Annotated in this window: 21 protein-coding genes; 2 read left to right on the plus strand and 19 right to left on the minus strand. The window is 71.0% G+C overall.

Annotation, left to right across the window (positions count from 1 at the left end; genetic code table 11):
• Positions 1–131 precede the first annotated feature (131 nt).
• Positions 132–458, minus strand: a complete 327-nt coding sequence (gene fdxA / locus AB5J51_RS15420; RefSeq protein WP_030291119.1) for a ferredoxin — start codon at positions 456–458, stop codon at positions 132–134.
• A 117-nt stretch (positions 459–575) separates the two neighbouring features.
• Here fdxA and AB5J51_RS15425 point away from each other — a divergent pair, with 117 nt between their 5' ends.
• Both AB5J51_RS15425 and AB5J51_RS15430 read left to right on the plus strand, forming a co-directional pair.
• Positions 576–1,562, plus strand: coding sequence for a GNAT family N-acetyltransferase (locus tag AB5J51_RS15425; RefSeq protein WP_133896969.1), 987 nt, complete (start codon positions 576–578; stop codon positions 1,560–1,562).
• Positions 1,559–2,350 (plus strand): transglutaminase-like domain-containing protein, encoded by a 792-nt coding sequence (locus AB5J51_RS15430; RefSeq protein ID WP_369777900.1) that lies wholly within the window; start codon positions 1,559–1,561, stop codon positions 2,348–2,350. The genes AB5J51_RS15425 and AB5J51_RS15430 overlap by 4 nt, the downstream gene beginning before the upstream one ends.
• 46 nt (positions 2,351–2,396) lie before the next feature.
• Here AB5J51_RS15430 and AB5J51_RS15435 read toward each other — a convergent pair whose 3' ends face one another.
• The 18 genes from AB5J51_RS15435 to AB5J51_RS15520 all read right to left on the minus strand — a co-directional run bounded on the left by AB5J51_RS15435 (position 2,397) and on the right by AB5J51_RS15520 (position 20,986).
• A complete protein-coding gene (locus AB5J51_RS15435) occupies positions 2,397–3,014 on the minus strand; it encodes a response regulator transcription factor (RefSeq protein WP_133896970.1) in 618 nt (205 codons plus the stop codon).
• Entirely contained in the window at positions 3,011–4,195 is a 1,185-nt protein-coding gene (locus AB5J51_RS15440; protein ID WP_369780259.1) for a sensor histidine kinase, read from the minus strand. The genes AB5J51_RS15435 and AB5J51_RS15440 overlap by 4 nt, the downstream gene beginning before the upstream one ends.
• A gap of 17 nt (positions 4,196–4,212) precedes the next feature.
• Positions 4,213–4,968, minus strand: coding sequence for an ABC transporter permease (locus AB5J51_RS15445; RefSeq protein WP_053784544.1), 756 nt, complete (start codon positions 4,966–4,968; stop codon positions 4,213–4,215).
• A complete protein-coding gene (locus AB5J51_RS15450) occupies positions 4,968–5,924 on the minus strand; it encodes an ABC transporter ATP-binding protein (protein ID WP_078987077.1) in 957 nt (318 codons plus the stop codon). Before AB5J51_RS15450 ends, AB5J51_RS15445 begins: the two co-directional genes overlap by 1 nt.
• A 166-nt stretch (positions 5,925–6,090) precedes the next feature.
• Positions 6,091–7,896 (minus strand): peptidoglycan binding domain-containing protein, encoded by a 1,806-nt coding sequence (locus tag AB5J51_RS15455; protein ID WP_369777901.1) that lies wholly within the window; start codon positions 7,894–7,896, stop codon positions 6,091–6,093.
• A 358-nt stretch (positions 7,897–8,254) separates the two neighbouring features.
• Positions 8,255–8,638 carry a DUF6113 family protein gene (locus AB5J51_RS15460; protein WP_053784543.1) on the minus strand — a complete coding sequence of 128 codons (384 nt, stop codon included), beginning with the start codon at positions 8,636–8,638 and terminating at the stop codon, positions 8,255–8,257.
• On the minus strand, positions 8,635–9,531 hold the full coding sequence (mshB, locus tag AB5J51_RS15465; protein WP_133896973.1) for an N-acetyl-1-D-myo-inositol-2-amino-2-deoxy-alpha-D-glucopyranoside deacetylase: 897 nt from the start codon (positions 9,529–9,531) through the stop codon (positions 8,635–8,637). Before mshB ends, AB5J51_RS15460 begins: the two co-directional genes overlap by 4 nt.
• Positions 9,532–9,555: 24 nt before the next feature.
• Positions 9,556–9,750: a hypothetical protein gene (locus tag AB5J51_RS15470; protein ID WP_030291103.1), complete on the minus strand. Its 195-nt coding sequence runs from the start codon at positions 9,748–9,750 to the stop codon at positions 9,556–9,558.
• 366 nt (positions 9,751–10,116) lie between these two features.
• Entirely contained in the window at positions 10,117–11,187 is a 1,071-nt protein-coding gene (locus tag AB5J51_RS15475; RefSeq protein ID WP_136225303.1) for an ABC transporter ATP-binding protein, read from the minus strand.
• Positions 11,180–12,154, minus strand: a complete 975-nt coding sequence (locus tag AB5J51_RS15480) for an ABC transporter ATP-binding protein (RefSeq protein ID WP_133896974.1) — start codon at positions 12,152–12,154, stop codon at positions 11,180–11,182. Before AB5J51_RS15480 ends, AB5J51_RS15475 begins: the two co-directional genes overlap by 8 nt.
• 11 nt (positions 12,155–12,165) lie before the next feature.
• Positions 12,166–13,167, minus strand: coding sequence for an ABC transporter permease (locus tag AB5J51_RS15485; RefSeq protein WP_053784539.1), 1,002 nt, complete (start codon positions 13,165–13,167; stop codon positions 12,166–12,168).
• Complete coding sequence (locus tag AB5J51_RS15490; protein WP_053784538.1) at positions 13,160–14,083, minus strand: ABC transporter permease; 924 nt, start codon at positions 14,081–14,083, stop codon at positions 13,160–13,162. The genes AB5J51_RS15485 and AB5J51_RS15490 overlap by 8 nt, the downstream gene beginning before the upstream one ends.
• A gap of 30 nt (positions 14,084–14,113) precedes the next feature.
• Positions 14,114–15,748 (minus strand): ABC transporter substrate-binding protein, encoded by a 1,635-nt coding sequence (locus AB5J51_RS15495; protein ID WP_136225302.1) that lies wholly within the window; start codon positions 15,746–15,748, stop codon positions 14,114–14,116.
• 106 nt (positions 15,749–15,854) lie between these two features.
• Positions 15,855–16,826 (minus strand): GNAT family N-acetyltransferase, encoded by a 972-nt coding sequence (locus AB5J51_RS15500; protein ID WP_369777902.1) that lies wholly within the window; start codon positions 16,824–16,826, stop codon positions 15,855–15,857.
• A gap of 149 nt (positions 16,827–16,975) precedes the next feature.
• On the minus strand, positions 16,976–18,028 hold the full coding sequence (locus AB5J51_RS15505; RefSeq protein ID WP_037633625.1) for an ABC transporter ATP-binding protein: 1,053 nt from the start codon (positions 18,026–18,028) through the stop codon (positions 16,976–16,978).
• Positions 18,021–19,076: an ABC transporter ATP-binding protein gene (locus AB5J51_RS15510; RefSeq protein WP_053784535.1), complete on the minus strand. Its 1,056-nt coding sequence runs from the start codon at positions 19,074–19,076 to the stop codon at positions 18,021–18,023. The genes AB5J51_RS15505 and AB5J51_RS15510 overlap by 8 nt, the downstream gene beginning before the upstream one ends.
• A 13-nt stretch (positions 19,077–19,089) precedes the next feature.
• Complete coding sequence (locus AB5J51_RS15515) at positions 19,090–20,046, minus strand: ABC transporter permease (protein WP_030291087.1); 957 nt, start codon at positions 20,044–20,046, stop codon at positions 19,090–19,092.
• Positions 20,039–20,986, minus strand: a complete 948-nt coding sequence (locus tag AB5J51_RS15520) for an ABC transporter permease (protein ID WP_030291085.1) — start codon at positions 20,984–20,986, stop codon at positions 20,039–20,041. The genes AB5J51_RS15515 and AB5J51_RS15520 overlap by 8 nt, the downstream gene beginning before the upstream one ends.
• Positions 20,987–21,033 lie beyond the last annotated feature (47 nt).

Consider the following 21,033-nt stretch of genomic DNA (forward strand, 5'->3'; position numbering starts at 1 on the left):
CTGGTGCTGGACGTGCTGGACGTGCTGGACGTGCTGGACGTACCGGACGTACGGGCAAACGACTCGGTCCCGCGCGGCACGGGGGCCGTACGGGACCGGAGCACGCGTTCTGCCGTGTGGGGCAGTGGCCGTCAGTGGCCTTCGCCCATGGGCGGCAGTGCGGCGATGAAGGGGTGATCGCGCTCGATCAGGCCCAGCTTGGAGGCACCACCGGGCGAACCGAGCTCGTCGAAGAACTCGACGTTCGCCTTGTAGTAGTCCTTCCACTCTTCCGGAGTGTCGTCCTCGTAGAAGATGGCCTCGACCGGGCAGACCGGCTCACACGCACCACAGTCGACGCATTCGTCCGGGTGGATGTACAAGGACCGCTGGCCCTCGTAGATGCAGTCGACGGGGCACTCTTCGATGCATGCCTTGTCCTTGACGTCGACACAAGGCTCCGCGATGACGTAGGTCACGCTCTCGTTCCTCCTCGGTAGGGCTTTCCATATCGCGCGGGAGCGCGGCGTCGTCGATGCCCACGCCTAGTATCTCCGTTCCCGGGCACGATCCGAACAGGAGGGGCGGACAGAGCTGTGGAAATCACTGCCGGTGGACTGCTGGAGATCCGTATTACCCCGGCTGACGTGGGTAAACGTGTCTCTGTACGACGGGTGGAGAGTGGCTCGAGAGGGTCACCGTCGTTCACCGACACGGTAGGGGTTCTCACATCCTGGAACCAGGGTGTGCTGACGATCACACGAAAGAGCGGCGAGTCCGTCCACATCGCGGAATCGGCGCTGGTGGCGGGCAAGATCGTGCCGCCGGCCCCGGCCCGGCGGCGGGGTCCCGCGGCCTCTTTCGAGGAGCTGGCGCGCGTCGGGGCGCGGGCCTGGCAGCCGCTGGAGAGCGAGCCGCTGGGCGAGTGGACGCTACGGGCGGCCGGCGGGTTCACCCGGCGGGCCAACTCGGTGCTGCCGCTCGGCGACCCGGGGGTCCCGCTGGACGAAGCACTCGCGCGAGTGACGTCCTGGTACGCGGAACGTGAGCTTCCGGCGTACGTGCAGACGGCGACGGGGGCGGTGGGCACCCAGGAGCTGCTGGGCGCGGAGCTGGAGCGCCGGGGCTGGGTGAACGAGGTGTCGGCGGAGGTCAGGATCGCGGCGCTGGCGCCGATCGCGGACGTGGACACCGCCGCCACCGCCTCGGAGGTACGGCTGAGCCGTGCCCCGGACGAAGAGTGGCTCGGGCGGTACGGGCGGGTCAAGGACCCTGAGGTGGCCCGGCGGGTGCTCGTCGCGGGGCCGTCGGTGTGGTTCGCGACGCTGCCCGGACGGGCGATCGGACGGCTGGTGGTGGACGGCCGGTGGGCCGGCTTCGCGGCGGTCGAGGTCGACCCGGAGCACCGGCGCACGGGCCTGGGCACGGCGGTGATGGCGGTACTGGCCCGGCAGGCGCTGGAGGAGGGCGCGTCGGCGGCGTGGCTGCAGGTGGAGGCGGACAACGCGGGGGCGCGGGCGCTGTACGACGGCCTGGGCTTCGCGACGCACCACGCGTACCACCACTTCCGGGCGGCGCGATGAGCGCGGAATCCCGGGAGCGGTTCGCGGAGGAGGCCCGCTCGGAGCGGCCCGACCTGGCGCTCTTGTGCCTGCTGCTCGCCGCGGAGGCGGACCCGGAGCTGGACGAACGGGCCATGGACTGGGCGCAGATCGAGCTGGACCGGCTGGCGGGGATGCTGCCGTACGGACTGCGCGGCGGGAAGGCGTGGGCCTCTGCGGTCACCGAGCTGCTGGGCGGCCGGATGGGCTTCCACGGCACCCCCGCGGACTACGACCGGCTGTCGTCCTCGCTGCTGCACGAGGTGCTGCGGCGGCGCCGGGGCCTGCCGATCCTCCTGTCCGTCGTCTGGCTGGAGGTCGCGCGGCGGGCGGGTGCGCCGGTGTACGGGCTGGGGCTGCCGGGGCACTTCGTGGTGGGGTTCGGGGACCCGGAGGAGGGGCTGGTGGTGGACCCGTTCGCCGGGGGCGCCTCGCTGGGCGCCGGTCCGGCGGAGCTGGCCGCGGAGCCGCGGACGCCGGCCCGGACGCTGGACATCGTCCTGCGGATCCTGAACAACATCAGGGCGTGGGCCTCGGCCCGGCCCGAGCAGTCGGGGGTGGCGCTGTGGGCGCTGGACCTGTCGCTGCTGCTGCCGTCGCATCCGGCGTCGTTGCGGTACGAGCGGGCCAAGCTTCTGGTGGAGCGGGGGGACTTCGCCTCCGGCGCCGCCGAGATGGAGTCCTACGCGCATGTGGTCGACGCGATCGACCCGCCGGCCGCGGCGCGGATCCGGAGCGAGGCCCTCTCCGCGAGGGCGCTGCTGAACTGACCCGGCCCGGCTCCCGGCGGGGCCGGGTCCGGTCCGCCGGACACCCCTACAGCCAGCCCTTCTCGCGGGCCGTGCGGACCGCTTCCGTGCGGTTGCGGGAGGCCAGCTTCTGGATCGCCGTGGAGAGGTAGTTGCGGACGGTTCCCTGGGACAGGTGCAGCCTGGCCGCCATCTCGGCGTTCGTCGCCCCGCCCTCGGCGGCGCGCAGGACCTCCCGTTCCCGGTCGGTCAGCGGGTTCGCGCCCTCCGCCAGGGCCGCCGCCGCCAGGGTGGGGTCGATGACGCGCTCGCCCGCCAGGACCTTGCGCACCGCCTCCGCCAGCTGCGCGGCCGGGGCGTCCTTGACCAGGAACGCCGAGGCCCCCGCCTCCATCGCGCCGCGCAGGTAGCCGGGGCGGCCGAAGGTGGTCAGGACGACGATCTTGAGGTCCGGGACCTCGGTCCGCAGGGCCGCCGCCGCCTCGATGCCCGTCATGCCCGGCATCTCGATGTCGAGCAGCGCGACGTTCACGTCGTGCGCCCGGGCCGCCGTCACCACCTCGTCGCCGCGGGCGACTTGGGCCAGCACCTCGATGTCCGGCTCCAGTCCGAGAAGGGCCGCGAGGGCCTCCCGGACCATGGACTGGTCCTCCGCCAAGAGGATCCGGATGGGGCGTTCGCTCATGATCCCGATCCTAGGGGGATGCGTGCCAGCAGGCGGAAGCCCTTCTTTCCGGTCTGGCCGGCCGACAGCGTGCCGCCCACCGCCTCGAGGCGTTCCGTCAGGCCCGTCAGGCCGTTGCCCGCGACCGAGGGGCCGCCCGCGCCGTCGTCCGCGACCGACAGCTCCACCACCGGTCCGGCCAGGGTCTGGAGGGTTTCCAGCCGGACCGTGCACCGCTGCGCCCCGCTGTGCCGGACCACGTTGGTGACGGCTTCCCGGAGCGACCAGGCCAGGGCCGACTCCACCTCCTCGGGGAGGTCCTCCCCCGGCTCCGCCGGGAGGTCCGCCCGTACGCCCGCCGCGGCCAGTGCGGTCCGCGCGCCGGCCAGTTCGCCCGGCAGGGTCGGCCTGCGGTACCCGCTCACGGCCTCCCGTACGTCGACCAGCGCCTGCCGGCTGACCTGCTCGATGTCGGCGACCTGCTGGGCCGCCCGCTCGGGGTGCGCGGGCAGCATCCGCCCCGCCAGCTCGCTCTTGAGCGTGATCAGGGACAGCGAGTGGCCGAGGAGGTCGTGCAGGTCCCGGGCCATCCTCAGGCGTTCCTCGTTCGCCGCGAGCTGCGCCACCGTGGCCCGCGCCTCGCGCAGTTCCATCGTCGTGCGGATCATCGCCCGGATGCCGACCATCGCGAACCCGCCCATGAGGGCCGGGATCAGCAGTCCGGCCAGGTATGCGTCGCCGCCCGGCACCGCGAAGGCCGTCAGCGCGAGCAGGGCGGTGGCGCCGGGCACCGTGAAGCGGGAGATCTCCCCCGGCAGGGCGGCGCCGGAGGCGATCGCCACGTACACGAAGAGGACGAGCCATTCGCGGCCCAGGGCCAGCGACAGGATCGTGGCCTGCGCGGAGAGGACCGCCACCGAGAGCAGTACGCGCCGTACCTCGGTCTGCCGGGCCGTACGGAAGACCAGGACCAGGTACCAGGCGACGAAGGCCGCGAGGCCCAGGCCGCCGAGCAGCCGGGCCCCGGGGCTGTGTCCGCCGCTGACCAGGTCGGTGACGGGGGCGCTGAGGTAGAACAGCCAGACGCTGATCCACAGCGACTTCACGATCTTCTCCCGGCGGTTCCCGGGGCGGAGCCCGATCGAGGGCCCGCTCTTCGTCCCCGTCACGCCGGTCCCGGTCACCGGCTCCGTCGCACCCATCACGCTCGTCACACCCGTCATGCCTTCAGCGAGTCCTTGCGGTACAGCCAGGCGGCGGCACCGGTGAAGAGTACGAAGTACGCCGCCAGGATCGCCACGTCCTTCAGGTGCGGTGCGCCCCCGAGCTCGATGGCCTGGCCGAGGCCCGCGTACGCGCGGGTCGGCAGCCACTCGCAGACGTCCTGCAGCCAGTGCGGGAAATTGGCCGTCGGCATCCACAGGCCGCCGAGGATCGAGAGGCCGAAGTAGAACAGCATCGTGATCGGGCGGACGGTGTCGCCGCTCGCGAGGTAGCCGATCGCCACGCCGAGGGCGGCGAAGACCAGGCTGCCGGCCCAGATGGATACGGTGAGGGCGAGCCACTGCCAGGCGTCGAACCGGACGCCCTTCACGCCCGCGGCGACCGCGAACACGACGAGGATGGCGGGCAGCGAGAGCACGCCGGCGCTGGCGGTCTTGCCCAGGACGTAGCCGCGGCCGGGCAGGGCGGTCAGCCGGAGCTGGCGGACCCAGCCCTTCTCGCGCTCCTTGGCGATGCGCTCGCTGTTGCCCATCAGGACGGCCGTCAGGGCTCCGAAGGAGGCCATGGCGACCATGTAGAAGGCGGGCATGGTCAGTTCGGTGCCCATGACCTTCGTCGTGCCGTCCAGGGTGCCGCCGAGCATCAGGAACAGCGCGGCCGGGTAGAGGACGGTGAAGAACAGGTACTTCTTGTTGCGCAGGGCTCGGCTGATCTCCAGCTTGATGAGCCGGAGCGTTCCGGTGGTCGGCATTACTTGGCCTCCTCGGCCTCGGTGAGGGCGATGAAGGCCTGCTCCAGGCCCAGCCCGGCGACTTCCAGGTTCCGGGGGTAGAGCCCCAGGGCGTACACGGCGTGGACGGTGGCGTCGGCGTCGCGCGACTGGAGCCGAATCGTTTCACCATGGCGTTCGTACGAGGTCAGGTACGGGAGGGCGCGCAGCGCCGCCTCGTCCACCGGGGCGTCCGCGGCCAGGTCGAAGGCGATCCGGCGGGCGCCGGCCCTGGCCTTGATCTCGGCGGCCGTGCCGTCGGCGAGCAGCCGGCCCTTGTTGAGGACCAGGACCCGGTCGGCGATCGCGTCGGCCTCTTCCAGGTAGTGGGTGGCGAAGAGGACGGTGCGGCCCTGGGCGGCCTGCTCGCGCATCGTGGCCCAGAAGGCCTGGCGGGAGGTGACGTCCATGCCGGTGGTCGGCTCGTCGAGGACGATCAGGTCGCTGTGTCCCGCGGTGGCGAGGGCGAAGCGGACGCGCTGCTCCTGGCCGCCGGAGAGCTTGTTGACCATGCGGTCGGCGATCTCGGTGATCCCGGCGCGGCCGAGCACCTCCTCGACCGGGTGCCGGCGGGGGTGCAGGGCGCAGCCGAGGGCGACGATCTCCCGTACGGTCACGTCCTCCATCAGGCCGCCGCTCTGCAGCATCGCGCCGACCCGGCCCGCCGCGACGGCCTCGCGCGGGGTGGTGCCGAAGAGCCGGACGCTGCCGGAGTCGGCGGGGCGCAGGCCCAGCAGCAGGTCGAGGGTGGAGGACTTGCCGGCGCCGTTGGGGCCGAGCAGTGCGACGGTCTCGCCGGGGTGGAGTTCGAGGGAGAGGCCGTCGACCGCGCGGACCGCGCCGTAGTTCTTGGTCACGTCGTGGAAGGCCACCACGGGGCCGGCGCCGGGTCCGGTGTCCTGTGCGGCGGTGGTGTGCGCCGGGGTCGTCGTCGTCATGACCGAAGATTCCCCCGTACGGGGGTGCGCGCGGCAGTGTCTGGCGTCGTGACCGGCGGATGACGGATGTCATGCGGTCGGCATGACGGCCCCTGCGTCCGGGCCCGCGGCGGACACGGCGGAGCCCCCGCCCGGGGTCGGACGGGGGCTCTGTGCGGCCTGGTCCCTAGTTGGGGTTGGTGTTGATGGTGGCGGTCCGCTCGGCGGTGGTCTTGCCGCGCAGGGCCGTGCCGAGGGCGCCGGCGACGTCCTGCGGGGTGACAGCGGTCTTCTCGCCGGTACCGCGCGTGATCAGGACGCCGTCGAAGGTGTTCCCGTACGTCGCCTTGAGCGCTTCCAGGTCGTACTTCTCGACCAGGTGCCCGTCCACGACCTGCATGCTCAGGATCTTGGGCAGGGACTTGGCCCCGAAGGGGATGGACTTGGTCCCGGCCTTGACCGTGGCGGGGGCGGACATCGCGGGCTCCGCGAACTCCTTCATGACCCGGTCGAGTTCGGCCTGGTCGATGACGGGGTTCTTGGTGGCGACGGGGAGTTCGACCGGGGCCGATTTGCCGGTCGCGACCATGTCGCGGAAGGCCTTCTTGACCAGGTCCGCGGAGGCGTCCGCGTCCAGGGTGGAACCGGGCTTGCCGGGGACGGCGACGGCCTTGCCCGTGTCGAACTTGATGGTGCCCTCGGTGGCGGTGCCGGCGGTCCCGGCCAGCTCCTGGAGCGCGACCTGTAGCTTCTCCTCGTCGATCGGCATCACGGGGTCCGCGATGCGCTCGTTGCCAAGGAGCGAGCCGATGACCGTGAGGGGGTTGTAGTCGCTGCCCGCCGCGTTGCGGACGGTGGTCTGGGCGTCCAGGCTCAGGCCGGCCTTCTCGGGCTTGAGCTCGACCTGCTTGCCGCCGACGGTGAGCGTGAGCGGGGTCGCGGCGCGGTTGCCGAAGGCCGTCTGGAGCTTGCCGACGGCCTCGTCGCGGCTGCCGCTGATGTCGACGCCGAGGACGGTGGTGCCCTTGGGGACGTCGGAGTGGTTGAGGAGCAGCCCGGCGCCGTAGGCCACGCCGAGCAGGGCGATGAGGCCGCTGCCGAGGAGGACCAGCTTGGAGCGGCCCTTCTTGATCTTGGTCGGCGTCGCGCTGGCCGGCTTCGGGCGCGCGGGGGCGGCCGGCGCCGGAGCGGGGACCGGGGTCGGGACCGGCGGGAACGGATCGTCCAGCTCCGGTCCGGGCCAGCGGGGAGCCCCGCCGCCGTGGGTGGCGCCGACCGGGCCGGTGCCGAGCGCGGGGCCGCCGGTGGGGCCCGCCGGGGCGCCGGGGCCCGCCGGGCCGCCGTACGCGGGGAACGGCTCGGTGACGGGGCCGCCGTCACCGCCGCCGTAGCCAGGGAGGCCCGTGGGCGTGCCGACGCCGGGGCCGCCGGGCCGCCGGGCCGCGAGGGGCGCGTCGGGGCCGGGACCGCCGGGGCCGCCGGTTCCGTAGCCGGGGCCGGCCGGGGCGGGCGGCCGGGCGAAGCCCTGGGCGGGCGTGTCGAAGCCGGGGCCGGCCGGGGCGGCCGTACGCGGGCCCCCGGGGCCGGGGCCACCGGGGGCTCCCGGGGCGAAGCCGGACACCGGAGCGCCCGGGGCTCCCCCGGCGGGCGGCGCCGGGGTACGGGTGGGCAGCGCGGGCGCAGGGCCCGCCGCGGCCGGGGTACGGGTCGGCAGCGCGGGGGCCGGAGCGGGCGCGGGCGCCGCGGCGGCCGGCTTGCGGGGGGCGAACCAGTTGCTGGTCGCCTCCTCCGGCTCGGGGGCCGGTGCGGGCTCCGCCGCGGCCGGCTCGGCGGCGGCCTCGGCCTCCGGCTCGGCGGCGGCAGCCGCCACGGGCTTGCGTACGACCACCGGCGGGATCGGCCGCGAACCCGGGATGTTGATCCGGATCCGGGTCGTCAGGGTGGTCTCGGTCTTCGGCCCGTCGGTGTCGGGCGTGGACGGGTTCGAGGTCACAGGGTTCTCCTCCGAGGCAGTCGCCGCGCCGGGCCCGGACGGCACGGGCAAGGACGGGTGCTGGCCGGTTCCGTACGGCGGTGTACCCGAGGGGTAGGCGGCTCCACCGCGCCCCTGGGGCCCGGAGGACGAACTGTCGGTTTCACGACTCAAGGCAGGTTCTCCCGGTTGGCTCCGCCGCCCGCGTGCCGTGCGCGGGCAGCTCGGCGGCCCGACCACCATACTGGCCGTCGCCCTCGCGCAACTGTCCTAGGGGAATCAGGGGTTCCCCTTCGCCCCCTCCAGGGCCCTTCCGAGCGGCCCGGGAGGCCCGGCCCAACCCCCGTGAACGCGCACCTCGACGGAGTTCAACGGCACGTCACTTGCCGGACTGCGCGGCCGAAACCGGCCCCTCGAAAGGGCCGCGCAGCGTGGCACACATCACAGCCAGCACCGTCCCGCCCAAAAGGTAGGCGTACATACCGATTCCGGACGAACCGAGCAGGAAGTCCCCCTCGGGGCGCGGGACGCCGAGCAGCACGTACGCGAGGAACCAGCCGACCACGCCGGCGCCCACCCCGAGTCCGGTCCCGACGGCGATCCGGCCGCCGAGGAACAGCCCGAAGAGCGCCAGCAGTGCCAGCAGCAGCCCGCCGGGGAACCACAGGTCCACGACGAGCCAGCCGGCGATGCCGGTCAGCACACCCGCCACCAACAGGCCGAGCAGCACGGCGATCCGCGCGGGCGTCAGGGTCCCGGTCATGCCTGCACCCCCGCGAACAGGTCGTGCTCGCGCTCGCCCGCCGGGGCGCCCGGCCGGCCCGCGACCAGTTCGTAGTACTCGCGGCCGAACAGCGGCTGCGCGAGGTCGTTGGAGAGGGCGAAGAAGGGCCCCTCCACGGCGATCTGGGTGGCGTGGGCGCGCATCGCGGCGGCCTTGGCCGCCACGAGCGCCTCGTCGGCCCCGATCTCGGCGGTGATCTTCTCGTCGGCGACGACACCGGGCACGTCGTCCGGCGAAGCCAGCCCCGGGAAGGGCAGCTTGGCCCCGGCCGCCTCCAGCCGGGCGAAGCCCTCCTCGACCACGGAGCGCGGGACCCGGTTCCAGTAGATCTTCCCGATCTCCCACGGGTCGCCGAGGTCCCGGCGGTACGTGGCCTCCGCGGCCAGCTCCGCGCCGCGCATGGCGACCCGGTGGGCCTGGATGTGGTCGGGGTGCCCGTAACCGCCGTCGGGGTCGTAGGTGATGAGCACCTGCGGACGGACCTCGCGGATGACCTCGACCAGGTGGCCGGCGGCCTCGTCCACGTCGGTGGACCAGAAGGAGCCGGGCCGGCGGTTCTGCTCGGCGCCCATCATCCCGGAGTCCCGGAAGCGGCCGGGGCCGCCGAGGAACCGGTGGTCGGTGACCCCGAGTTCCGCCATGGCGGCGGCCAGCTCGCCGATGCGGTGGGCGCCCAGGGTGTCGTCGCGGTCGGGCGCCAGGTGGGCGAGCCCGGGCGGGATGACCTCGCCCTCCTCGCCGAGGGTGCAGGTCACGAGCGCGACGTGGGCACCCTCGGCCGCGTACTTGGCCATGGTGACGCCGTTGTTGATCGACTCGTCGTCCGGGTGCGCGTGCACCAGGAGAAGCCGACGGGCGGGAAGACCGTTCATGGGGCCAAGACTACGAGGACCGGCCTACAACTTGAGTCCACTGATCATGCTGGCCACGTTCGTGGTCAGCTGACTGAGGGTCGGCGCGATGGTCGAACTCGCCAGATAGAACCCGAGGAGCACACAGACAACGGCGTGTCCCGCCTTCAGGCCCGACCGGCGGACCAGCAGGAAGACGACGATCGCCAGCAGCACCACGGCCGAGATCGAGAGTGCCACGGCGTTTCACCTCCACGTCGAGCGGACATCGGTACGCGTACTCGTACTCAGTGCTCGGCGGAGTCATACCCACCGTGCGCTACGGATCATAACTATCCGTACCAGCGCATCGATCGAATTCCGGCAGCACGAGGGGCGCACGCCGCGCATGCACAGGGTCACGGGGGAGGCCGGCCGGGGAGCCTGTACGCCTCCCCGGCCGGCTGTCGGCACCCGCACGGCCGCACGGGACCCAGGCTGCACGCCCCAGATCTCGGGACAGAAACGGTCAAGTTGCCTGCATGTAAACCGCGTTGGCGGGAAATCGGCTCTGACGGAGCGAATCCGCGCGGGGTGGCCGGATTTCGCCCCTCGGGATTGCGCCGGTCACTCCTCCGCCGGCGGGGCCGCCGGGGCGGGAGGCGGGGGGAGCTCGCCGGGGGGCGGGACGACCTGCTTCTCCGCCGCGAAGTGGCAGGCCGAGGGGTGGGCCGCCGGGCCGGAGGGGAAGGCCTCCGGGACGGCCAGCAGCGGGACCTCGTCCGTGCATCGCTGCTGCGCCTTCCAGCAGCGGGTGCGGAACGGGCAGCCCGAGGGCGGGTTGGCCGGGGAGGGCACGTCGCCGGTCAGGATGATCCGCTCGCGGTGAGCGCGGGCCTGCGGGTCCGGGACGGGTACGGCCGAGAGCAGGGCCTGGGTGTAGGGGTGGGTGGGATGGTCGTAGATCTGGGTGTCGGTGCCGATCTCCACCACCCGGCCCAGGTACATCACGCCGACCCGGTCGGAGATGTGCCGCACGATCGAGAGGTCGTGCGCGATGAAGACGTACGACAGGCCGAACTCGGCCTGGAGGCGTTCCAGCAGGTTGATCACCTGGGCCTGGACCGAGACGTCGAGCGCGGAGACCGGTTCGTCCGCCACGATGACCTCCGGCTGCAGCGCGAGCCCGCGGGCGATGCCGATGCGCTGGCGCTGGCCGCCGGAGAACTGGTGCGGGTAGCGGTTGATGTACTCGGGGTTGAGGCCGACCACGTCCAGGAGCTCCTGGACCTTGCGGCGCCGGTCGCCCTTCGGAGCCACCTCGGGGTGGATGTCGTACGGCTCCCCGATGATGTCGCCGACCGTCATGCGGGGGTTCAGCGAGGTGTACGGGTCCTGGAACACCATCTGGATGTTGCGGCGGACGGCCCTGAGGGCCTTGCCGGACAGCTTGGTGATGTCCTCGCCCTTGTACGAGATCGCGCCGGCCGTGGGACGTTCCAGGTGGACCAGCATCTTGGCGACGGTGGACTTGCCACAGCCGGACTCCCCGACGATGCCGAGGGTCTCGCCCCGGGCGAGGCCGAAGGAGACCCCGTCGACCGCCTTGACGGCGCCGACCTGCTTCTTGAACAGGATGCCCCGGGTCAGCGGGTAGTGCTTGACCAGGTCCCTGACCTCCAGGATGGTCTCAGCCACCGAGGCACTCCTTCCAGAAGAAGCACGCGCTCTCGCGGTCCGGGCCCACCTGCGCGAGCGGCGGGACGTCGGTGCGGCAGACCGCCTGCGCCATCGGGCAGCGCGGGTTGAAGGCGCAGCCGGGCGGGATGGCCAGCAGGTTCGGCGGCAGGCCTTTGATCGCGTAGAGCTCCTGGCCCTTCTGGTCCAGGCGCGGGATCGAGTCGAGCAGACCGCGGGTGTACGGATGAGCGGGTGCCTTGTAGATCTCGTGGACGGGGGCCGCCTCGACGATCCGGCCCGCGTACATGACGGCGATCTTGTCGGCGACGTCCGCGACCACGCCGAGGTCGTGGGTGATGAGGATGAGCCCCATGTTGAGCTCGCGCTGGAGCTCGGCCAGCAGGTCCATCACCTGGGCCTGGACGGTGACGTCCAGTGCCGTCGTCGGCTCGTCCGCGATGATCAGGGAGGGTTCCAGGGCCAGCGCCATCGCGATCATGATGCGCTGGCGCATGCCGCCCGAGAACTGGTGCGGGTAGTCCCCCACCCGGTCCTTCGCCGCCGGGATCTTCACCCGGTCCATCAGCTCGACGGCCTTGGCCTTGGCGGCCTTGCGGGACATCCCGCGGTGGACCTCGTACATCTCGCCCAGCTGGGCTCCCACGCTGAGCACCGGGTTCAGGGAGGACAGGGCGTCCTGGAAGATCATCGCCATGTCGGCGCCGCGGATCCTGCGCCGCTCCTCCTCCTTCATCTTCAGCAGGTCCCTGCCCTTGAAGAGGATCTCGCCGCCCGCGATCCGGCCCGGCGGAACGTCCAGGATGCCCATCACGGCCTGCGCGGTCACCGACTTGCCCGAGCCGGACTCGCCGAGCACGGCGAGCGTCTCGCCCTCCTCCACCGAGTAGTTGACGCCGTTGACGGCCTTGGCGACTCCGTCCCGCGTACGGAACTCCACATGGAGGTCGCGGACTTCGAGCAGCATGTGCCCACTCCTCAGCGCAGCTTGGGGTCGAGGGCGTCGCGCACCGCGTCGCCGAGCATGATGAACGCGAGCACGGTCAGGCTCAGCGCGCCCGCCGGCCAGAGCAGCATGTGCGGGGCGTTGCGGATCTGCGAGGCCGCGTTGGAGATGTCGATGCCCCAGGAGACGGTGGGCGGGCGCAGGCCGACGCCGAGGAAGGACAGCGTGGCCTCCAGGGCGATGTACGTGCCGAGCGCGATGGTGGCGACGACGATGACGGGCGCGACGGCGTTGGGCGCGACGTGGCGCAGCAGCATCCGGCCGTTGCCGGCGCCGAGGGCCCGGGCGGCCTGGACGTAGTCGTTCTGCTTGGCGGTGATGACGGAGCCGCGGCCGATGCGGGCGATCTGCGGCCAGCCGAGCAGGACGATGAAGCCGACGACCGGCCAGACGGTGGTGCTGGTGACCACGGACAGGAAGACCAGGCCGCCGAGGACGACGGGGATGCCGAAGAAGATGTCCGCGACCCGGGAGAGGAGCGCGTCGCCCCAGCCTCCGAAGAACCCGGCGAGCCCGCCGAGCACCGAGCCGAGCAGGGCGGCGCCGAGGGTGGCGCAGACGCCGACGGTGATGGAGGCGCGGGCCCCGTAGACGGTACGGGTGTAGACGTCGCAGCCCTGGGTGTCGTAGCCGAAGGGGTGGCCGGGGGCGGAGCCCTGCTGGGACTTGGACAGGTCGCACTGCAGCGGGTCACCGCCGGCGATGAGCTGCGGCCAGATCGCGATGATCACGAGGAACAGGATCATCAGCGAGGAGATGACGAAGACGGGGTTGCGGCGCAGCTGGTGCCAGGCGTCGGACCACAGGGAGCGGGCCTTCTCGCCCGGGCCCGTGGGCGCGTCACCGAGTTTCTTCTCGAGGCTCTCGGCCTCCTCGAGCGCGAGGTCTATGGGCCCGCCCAGGCCGGTGGGTGCGACGGCCTCCCCCTCTCCGGGCTGCAGCGGGTCGAAGACGGGCTCGTTGCGCTCAGGCATAACGAATCCTCGGGTCCAGGACCGCGTAGAGCAGGTCGACGAGCAGGTTCGCCACCAGGAAGACGATGACGAGGATGGTCACGAAGCCGACGACCGTCGGGGAGTTGTTGCGCAGGATGCCCTGGTAGAGCTGGTATCCGACGCCGTGGATGTTGAAGATCCGCTCGGTGACGATGGCGCCGCCCATCAGGGCGCCGATGTCGGTGCCGATGAAGGTGACGACGGGGATGAGCGAGTTGCGCAGCAGGTGGCGGGTGACGACGCGGCGGCGCGGCAGGCCCTTGGCGACGGCGGTGCGCACGTAGTCGGCCTTGACGTTCTCGGCGATGGAGGTGCGCGAGAGCCGGGTGACGTAGGCGAGGGAGACCAGCGCGAGCACGATGCCGGGCAGGATCAGCTGGTTGAAGGGCGCGTCCGGGGAGACGGTGGGCCGGACCCAGCCCCATTGGACGCCGAAGAGGTACTGGAGCAGATAGCCCGTCACGAACGTCGGCACGGAGATGACGACGAGAGTGAGGACCAGCACGGTGGTGTCCACGGACTTGCCGCGGCGCAGGCCGCTGATCACGCCGAGGGTGATGCCGACGACGATCTCGATGACGATCGCGACGATGGTCAGGCGCAGGGTGACGGGGAACGCCGAGGCCATCAACTCGGTGACCGGCTGGCCGTTGAAGGCTGTTCCGAAGTCGCCCTGGAAGATCTGGCCCATGTAGTGGAGGTACTGCTCCCACAGGGGGCGGTCGAGGTAGAGGTCCTTGCGGATGCGCGCGGCGGTGGCGGGGTCGGGCGCCTTGTCGCCGAAGAGGGCCGCGACCGGGTCGCCGAGGGCGTACACCATGAAGAAGATCAGGAACGTGCTGCCGATGAACACCGGGATCATCTGGAGCAGCCGCCGGATCACATAACGTCCCATGGACTGCTCCAGGATCGATCCGACGGGGGGTCAGCTGACCTTGATCTCGTTGTAGACGGGGACGCTGAACTGGTTGAGCGCCACGTCCGTGAGCCGCTCGGCGTAGCCGGCGCTGCCGTTCTGGTACCAGAGCGGGATGGACGGCATCTGCGCGGCGAGGATCTTCTCGGCGTCCTGGAACTTCGTGATGGCCTTGGCGGCGTCGCTCTCCTGGTTGGCCTCGTCGACGAGCTTGTCGAAGTCCGGGTTGCTGAACTTCCCGTAGTTGGAGGAGGCGCCGGTGTAGTAGAGCGGCTGGAGGAAGTTCTGGATCAGCGGGTAGTCGGCCTGCCAGCCGGAGCGGAAGGGGCCGGTCAGCTTGAAGGAGCTCTGCTGGTTGCGGAAGTCGGCGAAGGTGCCGATCGGGTTGACCGTGCAGACGGGGCCCTCGCCGATCGCGTTGTTGATGCTGTTGCAGACGGCGTCCATCCAGTCGCGGTGCGAGCCGGTGTCCACGTTGGACGTCAGTGTGACCTTGCCGCCGGGGAGTCCGCCGGCGTCCTGGATGAGCTTCTTGGCCGCGGCCGGGTCGTACTTGCAGGCGTCGCCGCAGAGCGTGGCGTTGAAGCCGCCCTTCTCACCGAGGGCCGGGGAGGTCCAGTCCTTGGCCGGGGTGCGGGTCTCCCGGAAGATCTGCTTGGTGATCTCGTCGCGGTTGATCGCCATGGAGATGCCGCGGCGGACGTTCTCCATGCCCTCCTTGCTCCACTGCGGGTCGTAGAGAGGGAAGGTGAGGGTCTGGATGATGAGGGCCGGCTGGTTGATGTACCGGTCGCCGAGGTCGTTCTTGACGTTCTTCAGCTGCTGCGCGGGGACGTCGTCGACGAGGTCGAGGTTGCCGGAGATCAGGTCCGTGTAGGCGGTGTTGTTGTCGGTGTAGACCTTGAGGTCGACGCCACCGTTCTGCGCCTTGTCCTCGCCCGGGTAGCCGGCCCAGGTGCGCAGCTTCATGCCGGTGCCCTTGGTGTACGAGTCCACCGTGTACGGGCCGTTGCCGATCGGCTTGTTCAGCCAGCCGGCGTGGTCGGTGAAGAAGGCCTTGGGCAGCGGGGAGAAGGCCTGGTAGCCGAGGGTCTCGGGCCACGTGGAGAACTTGTTCTTCAGGGCGACCGTGAAGGTCTTGGCGTCCTTGACGACCAGCCCGGACATCGTCTTGGCCTTGGGCTCGCCGGACGTGGGGTGGACGTCCGCGTAGCCGACGATGTCGGAGAAGAACGGCGAGTTGTTCTGCTTGTTGCGCACGTCCGCGCCGTAGTTCCAGGCGTCCACGAAGGACTGCGCGGTGACCGGCTCGTCGTTGCTGAACTTCCAGCCGTCCTTCAGCGTGATGGTGAAGTTCTGGCTGTCGGTGGTCTCGATCTTCTCGGCGAGCATGTTGACGGCCTCGCCGGTCTTCGGGTCGTACCGCTTCAGGCCCCGGAAGAGCATGTCGAGGACCTTGCCGCCCTGCACCTCGTTGGTGTTGGCCGGCTCCAGCGGGTTCTGCGGGTCACCCCACGAGGAGCTGACGATTCCGGTGTCGCCGCCACCGCCTCCGCCGCTGTCGCTGCCGCCGCCGCAGGCCGTCGCCACGAGGGCGACGGCCACTGCACATGCGGCCCACTTGGCGTGGGTGGCTCCGCGCATGGAGTGCCTCCTATGGCTCCCAAGACTCACTTGGGCCCCATGTCACCCTATGTGGGCGCCCGAGCACTCCCGGTTCGGCCGATTGCACCCTCGCGTCTTCCGCCTGTCACCCCTGCGGGTGCAAGGACAGCTCCCACGTGTCGACGGCGTAGTGCAGGCCCATGCCGTGCGCCTCGTAGAGCGCGAGGGCGCCGGTCTCGTTGTGGACGTCCACCCCGAGGCCGACGGTGTCGCGGCCGCGGGCCGCGTAGGCGGCGAAGCCGTGGCGCAGCAGGAAGCCGCCGATGCCGCGGCCGCGCAGGTCCGCCCGGACGCCGATGTGGCTGATCCAGCCCATGCTGGTGCGGTCGTCGCGGCTCAGCAGGACGCCCACGTCGCCCTCGCCGGGCAGGCTCGCGATCCAGACCAGCGACCAGTCGAGGCGGCGGGCGTCGAGGTGGTCCAGCCAGGCCTCGTACGGCCGCTCGGCGTGGCCGAAGTGGGCCGCGAAGGTCTCCTCCACCAGGGCGTGGGCCCGGCGGCGGTCGGCCTCGTCGGCGGCGCAGTCGCGCAGGGCGAGCCCCTCGGGCGGGGCGGGGGCGTGCCCCGCTTCCCCGGGACCGCTCAGGGCGCGGGTCATCACCTGGTAGCGGCGTACGGTGCGGTAGCCGCGGCCGGGCAGCAGGTCGGCGTCGAGGGTGGGCTTCACGTTGAGCTGGAGCCGCAGGACGGCCTCCTGCTCGCCGGCGGCGAGCTCGCGGGCCCGGACCTCCATCAGCTCCAGCAGCCGGACGGCGGCCTCGCGTCGGCCGGGCAGCACGTAGTGGTCGCAGTCGACCCTGCCGGGTCCGGAGTCGTTCCACACCAGGGCGTACGCGACGAGCCGGCCGCCCTCGAAGGCCAGCCAGGAGTCCTTGGCCAGGTCGACGTCGGGGTGGTGGAGGTCGGCCTCGACGGTCCCCAGGTCGGTCTCCGGTCTGCCGATCTCGAAGACGTCGACGGCGTTGAGCAGGGCGCAGATGTCGGACGCGTCCCCGGGCCCTGCGGGCCGTACGGCCGGCAGGCGCCGGCCCCGGTGGTCGTACGTGGTCTCGGCCATCCGGACACTGTCCGCCCGGCCGCGGCGGCGCCGCAACTCCCTTTCGGCGTGCCCTCGTACGCAAGGGCGCGTCGGGGGCGCGTACGCAAGGGCGCCCGGGCCGGAGGAATCCGGTCCGGGCGCCCTTGACTGCGTGCGGCGGTGCGGGATCAGACGGCCAGGATGGCCTTCTCCTCCGCGAAGTGGCACGCCGACTCGTGCGCGGCCGGGGTGTTCACACCCTGGAAGCGCGTCGGGATCGCCAGCAGCGGCTCCTCCGTGGCGCACCGCTCCTCGGCCTTCCAGCAGCGGGTGCGGAAGCGGCAGCCCGAGGGCGGGTTGGCCGGGGAGGGGACGTCACCGGTGAGGATGATCCGCTCGCGGCCCTCGCGGGCCTGCGGGTCGGGGACCGGGACGGCCGACAGCAGCGCCTGGGTGTAGGGGTGCGTCGGGTGCTCGTAGATCTGGGCGTCGCTGCCGATCTCGGCCATCTTGCCCAGGTACATGACGCCGACGCGGTCCGAGATGTGCCGCACGATCGACAGGTCGTGCGCGATGAAGACATAGGACAGGTCGAACTCGTCCTGGAGCTTCTCCATCAGGTTGATGACCTGCGCCTGCACCGACACGTCGAGCGCGGAGACCGGCTCGTCGCAGATGATGATCTCCGGGTTGAGCGCGAGGCCGCGGGCGATGCCGATGCGCTGGCGCTGGCCGCCGGAGAACTGGTGCGGGTAGCGGTTGATGTACTCGGGGTTGAGGCCCACGACGTCCAGGAGCTCCTGGACCTTGCGGCGCCGATCGCCCTTCGGAGCCACCTCGGGGTGGATGTCGAAGGGCTCCCCGATGATGTCGCCGACCGTCATGCGGGGGTTCAGCGAGGTGTACGGGTCCTGGAACACCATCTGGATGTTGCGGCGGACGGCCTTGAGGGCCTTGCCGGACAGCTTGGTGATGTCCTGGCCCTTGTAGAAGACCTCGCCCGCGGTGGCCTTCTCGAGGCTCATCAGCAGCTTGGCGACGGTGGACTTGCCACAGCCGGACTCGCCGACGATGCCGAGGGTCTCGCCCCGGTAGAGGTCGAAGGAGACCCCGTCGACCGCCTTGACCGCGCCGACCTGCTTCTTGAACAGGATGCCCTGGGTCAGCGGGAAGTGCTTGACCAGGTTGCGGACCTGGAGGATCGGCTCTCGCTCGGTGGCGTTCTTGGTGAGCTCAGCCATGGATCTGCTCCTTCCAGAAGTGGCACGCGCTGCCGCGGCCGGGCAGCTCGGTGCCGTCCTGCTCGGTCACCGGGTGCAGGACCGGCACGTCGGTGCGGCAGATGTCCTGCGCCTTGGGGCAGCGCGGGTTGAAGGCGCAGCCCGACGGGATGTTCAGCAGGTTGGGCGGCAGGCCCTTGATCGCGTAGAGCTCCTGGCCCTTCTGGTCCAGGCGCGGGATCGAGTCGAGCAGACCGCGGGTGTACGGGTGCGCGGGGCGGCTGTAGATCTCGTGGACCGGGGCGGTCTCGACGATCCGGCCGCCGTACATGACGGCGATCTTGTCCGCGACGTCGGCGACGACGCCGAGGTCGTGGGTGATCAGGATCAGGCCCATGTTCATCTCGCGCTGGAGCTCCGCGAGCAGGTCCATGACCTGGGCCTGGACCGTCACGTCGAGAGCCGTGGTCGGCTCGTCGGCGATGATCAGGTCCGGCTCGAGGGCCATCGCCATGGCGATCATGATGCGCTGGCGCATACCGCCGGAGAACTGGTGCGGGTAGTCGCCCACGCGCTCCTTGGCGGCGGGGATCTTCACGCGGTCCATGAGCTCGACGGCCTTGGCCGTGGCGTCCTTCTTGGACATGCCGCGGTGGACGCGGAACATCTCGCCGAGCTGGGCGCCGACGGTGTGCACCGGGTTCAGCGAGGACAGGGCGTCCTGGAAGATCATGGCGATCTTCGAACCGCGGATCTTGCGGTACTCCTCGGCCGGGAGCTTGAGCAGGTCCGTCCCCTGGAAGAGGATCTCACCGCCCGCGATCTTGCCGGGGGGCATGTCGAGGATGCCCATGATGGCCTGCGCCGTCACGGACTTGCCCGAGCCGGACTCGCCGAGGACAGCGAGGGTCTCGCCGGCGTTCACGGAGTACGAGACACCGTTGACGGCCTTGGCGATTCCGTCGCGCGTGTGGAACTCGACGTGCAGGTCGCGCACTTCGAGCAAGGGGGTCCCCTCCGGCGCCGAGCGCGGCGCGGGGACGGTCGAGTTCTTGCTGATGGTAGTCAACGTACGCCCTTCCTCAGCGCAGCTTCGGGTCGAGGGCGTCGCGCACCGCGTCGCCGACCATGATGAACGCGAGCACGGTGACGCTCAGCGCGGCGGCCGGGAAGAGGAGCACGTGCGGGGCCTGCAGCCAGCGGACGGAGGCGTCGCTGACCATGAGGCCCCAGGAGATCTCCGGGGGCTGGACGCCGATGCCGAGGTACGACAGGGCGGCCTCGGCGGAGATGTACACACCCAGGCTGATCGCACCGACCACGATGACCGGGGCGATGGCGTTCGGCAGGATGTGCCGGAGCGTGATGCGCAGGGTGCCGGCGCCGAGGGCGCGGGCGGCGACCACGTAGTCGTTGTTCTTGTTCTGCAGCACCGAGGAACGCATGATGCGGAAGATCTGCGGCCAGCCGAGGATCGCGAGCACCAGGGAGACCGTCCAGGCGTTGCCCGGCAGGGCGGACATGATCAGCATGCCGCCGAGGAGGAGCGGGATCGCGAAGAAGATCTCGGTGAAGCGGGACAGGAAGCTGTCCAGCATGCCGCCGGCCCAGCCGGCCAGCAGGCCGAGGGCACCGCCGACGACGACCACCAGCGTGGTGGTGACGATGCCGACGATCACCGAGTTGCGGGCGGCCCACACCGTACGGGTGTAGACGTCGCAGCCCTGGATGTCGTAGCCGAACCAGTGGTCCCCGCTCGGCTTCTTGAGCGAGTCCTGGAGCTTGCAGGCCGTGGCGTCGAAGGGGCTGCCGTCGGTGAACCACTGCGGGAACGCGGAGATGACCAGCATGCAGACGACGAGGAACGCACCGATCAGGAAGACCGGGTTGCGGCGCAGGTCGCTCAGGGCGTCGGACCAGAGGCTGGCCTCGCGGTCCTTCTTCTTCTTTCCGCCGTCCTTGACCGCGGCGCCGGCGGAGGTGGCTCCGGCGAGCTGGGTGTCGGTCATCGAGTCCTCCACCGTAGTTGTGTCACGCATAGCGGATCCTCGGGTCGAGCACGGCGTAGAGCAGGTCCACGAGCAGGTTGCCGATCAGGTAGACGAGGACGAGGATCGTCACACCGCCGACCACGACCGCACCCTGCTTGAGGTACACGGACTGGGCGAGCAGGCCGCCGACTCCGTGGATGTTGAAGATCCGCTCGGTGATGACCGCACCACCCATGAGGGAGCCGAGGTCGGCGCCCAGGAAGGTGACGATCGGGATGAGGGCGTTGCGCAGCGCGTGGTTCACGACGACGCGGCGGCGGGGCAGGCCCTTCGCGGTCGCGGTGCGGACGTAGTCGGCGCGCATCGTCTCCATCAGGCTGGTGCGCGTCAGGCGGGCCACGTACGCGAGGGACGTGGAGGCCAGGACGAACGCCGGCAGGAGGTAGGCGCGGATCCCGTCGTTCTCGTTGAAGGAGACGGGGAAGAAGTCGATGCCCCAGTTGTTCTTCAGCTGCACGCCGAGCGTCAGCTGCAGCACGAAGCCGGTGACGAAGACGGGGATGGAGATGACCATCAGCGTGGAGATGAGCACCAGCTGGTCGAGGAACTTGCCGCGGCGCAGGGCGGCCATGACACCGGCCAGCACGCCGACGACGGCCTCGATGACGAACGCGACGAGGGCCAGGTTCACCGTGTAGGGGAACGCCTCGGAGAACAGGTCGAGGACCTTGCGGCCGGTGAGGGTCTCACCGAGGTCGCCCTGGAACACACCGGTGATGTAGTTCCAGTACTGCAGCAGGAACGGGTCGTCGAGGTGGTACTTGGCACGCAGCATCGCCGTGACGAGCGGGTCTGCCTTCTTCTCGCCGGCGAGCAGCTGGATCGGGTCAGCGCCCGGCATAGCGAACGTCAGCGCGTAGATCAGGAACGTGGCACCGATCAGTACAGGGATCGCCTGTATGAGTCGGCGGATGAGGTAGCGGCCCATCAGACCTCCAACAGAAGAACAGGGGGAAAGGGCGGGCAGACGGAAAC

Source organism: Streptomyces sp. R33 (assembly GCF_041200175.1).
Lineage (GTDB): Bacteria > Actinomycetota > Actinomycetes > Streptomycetales > Streptomycetaceae > Streptomyces > Streptomyces katrae_B.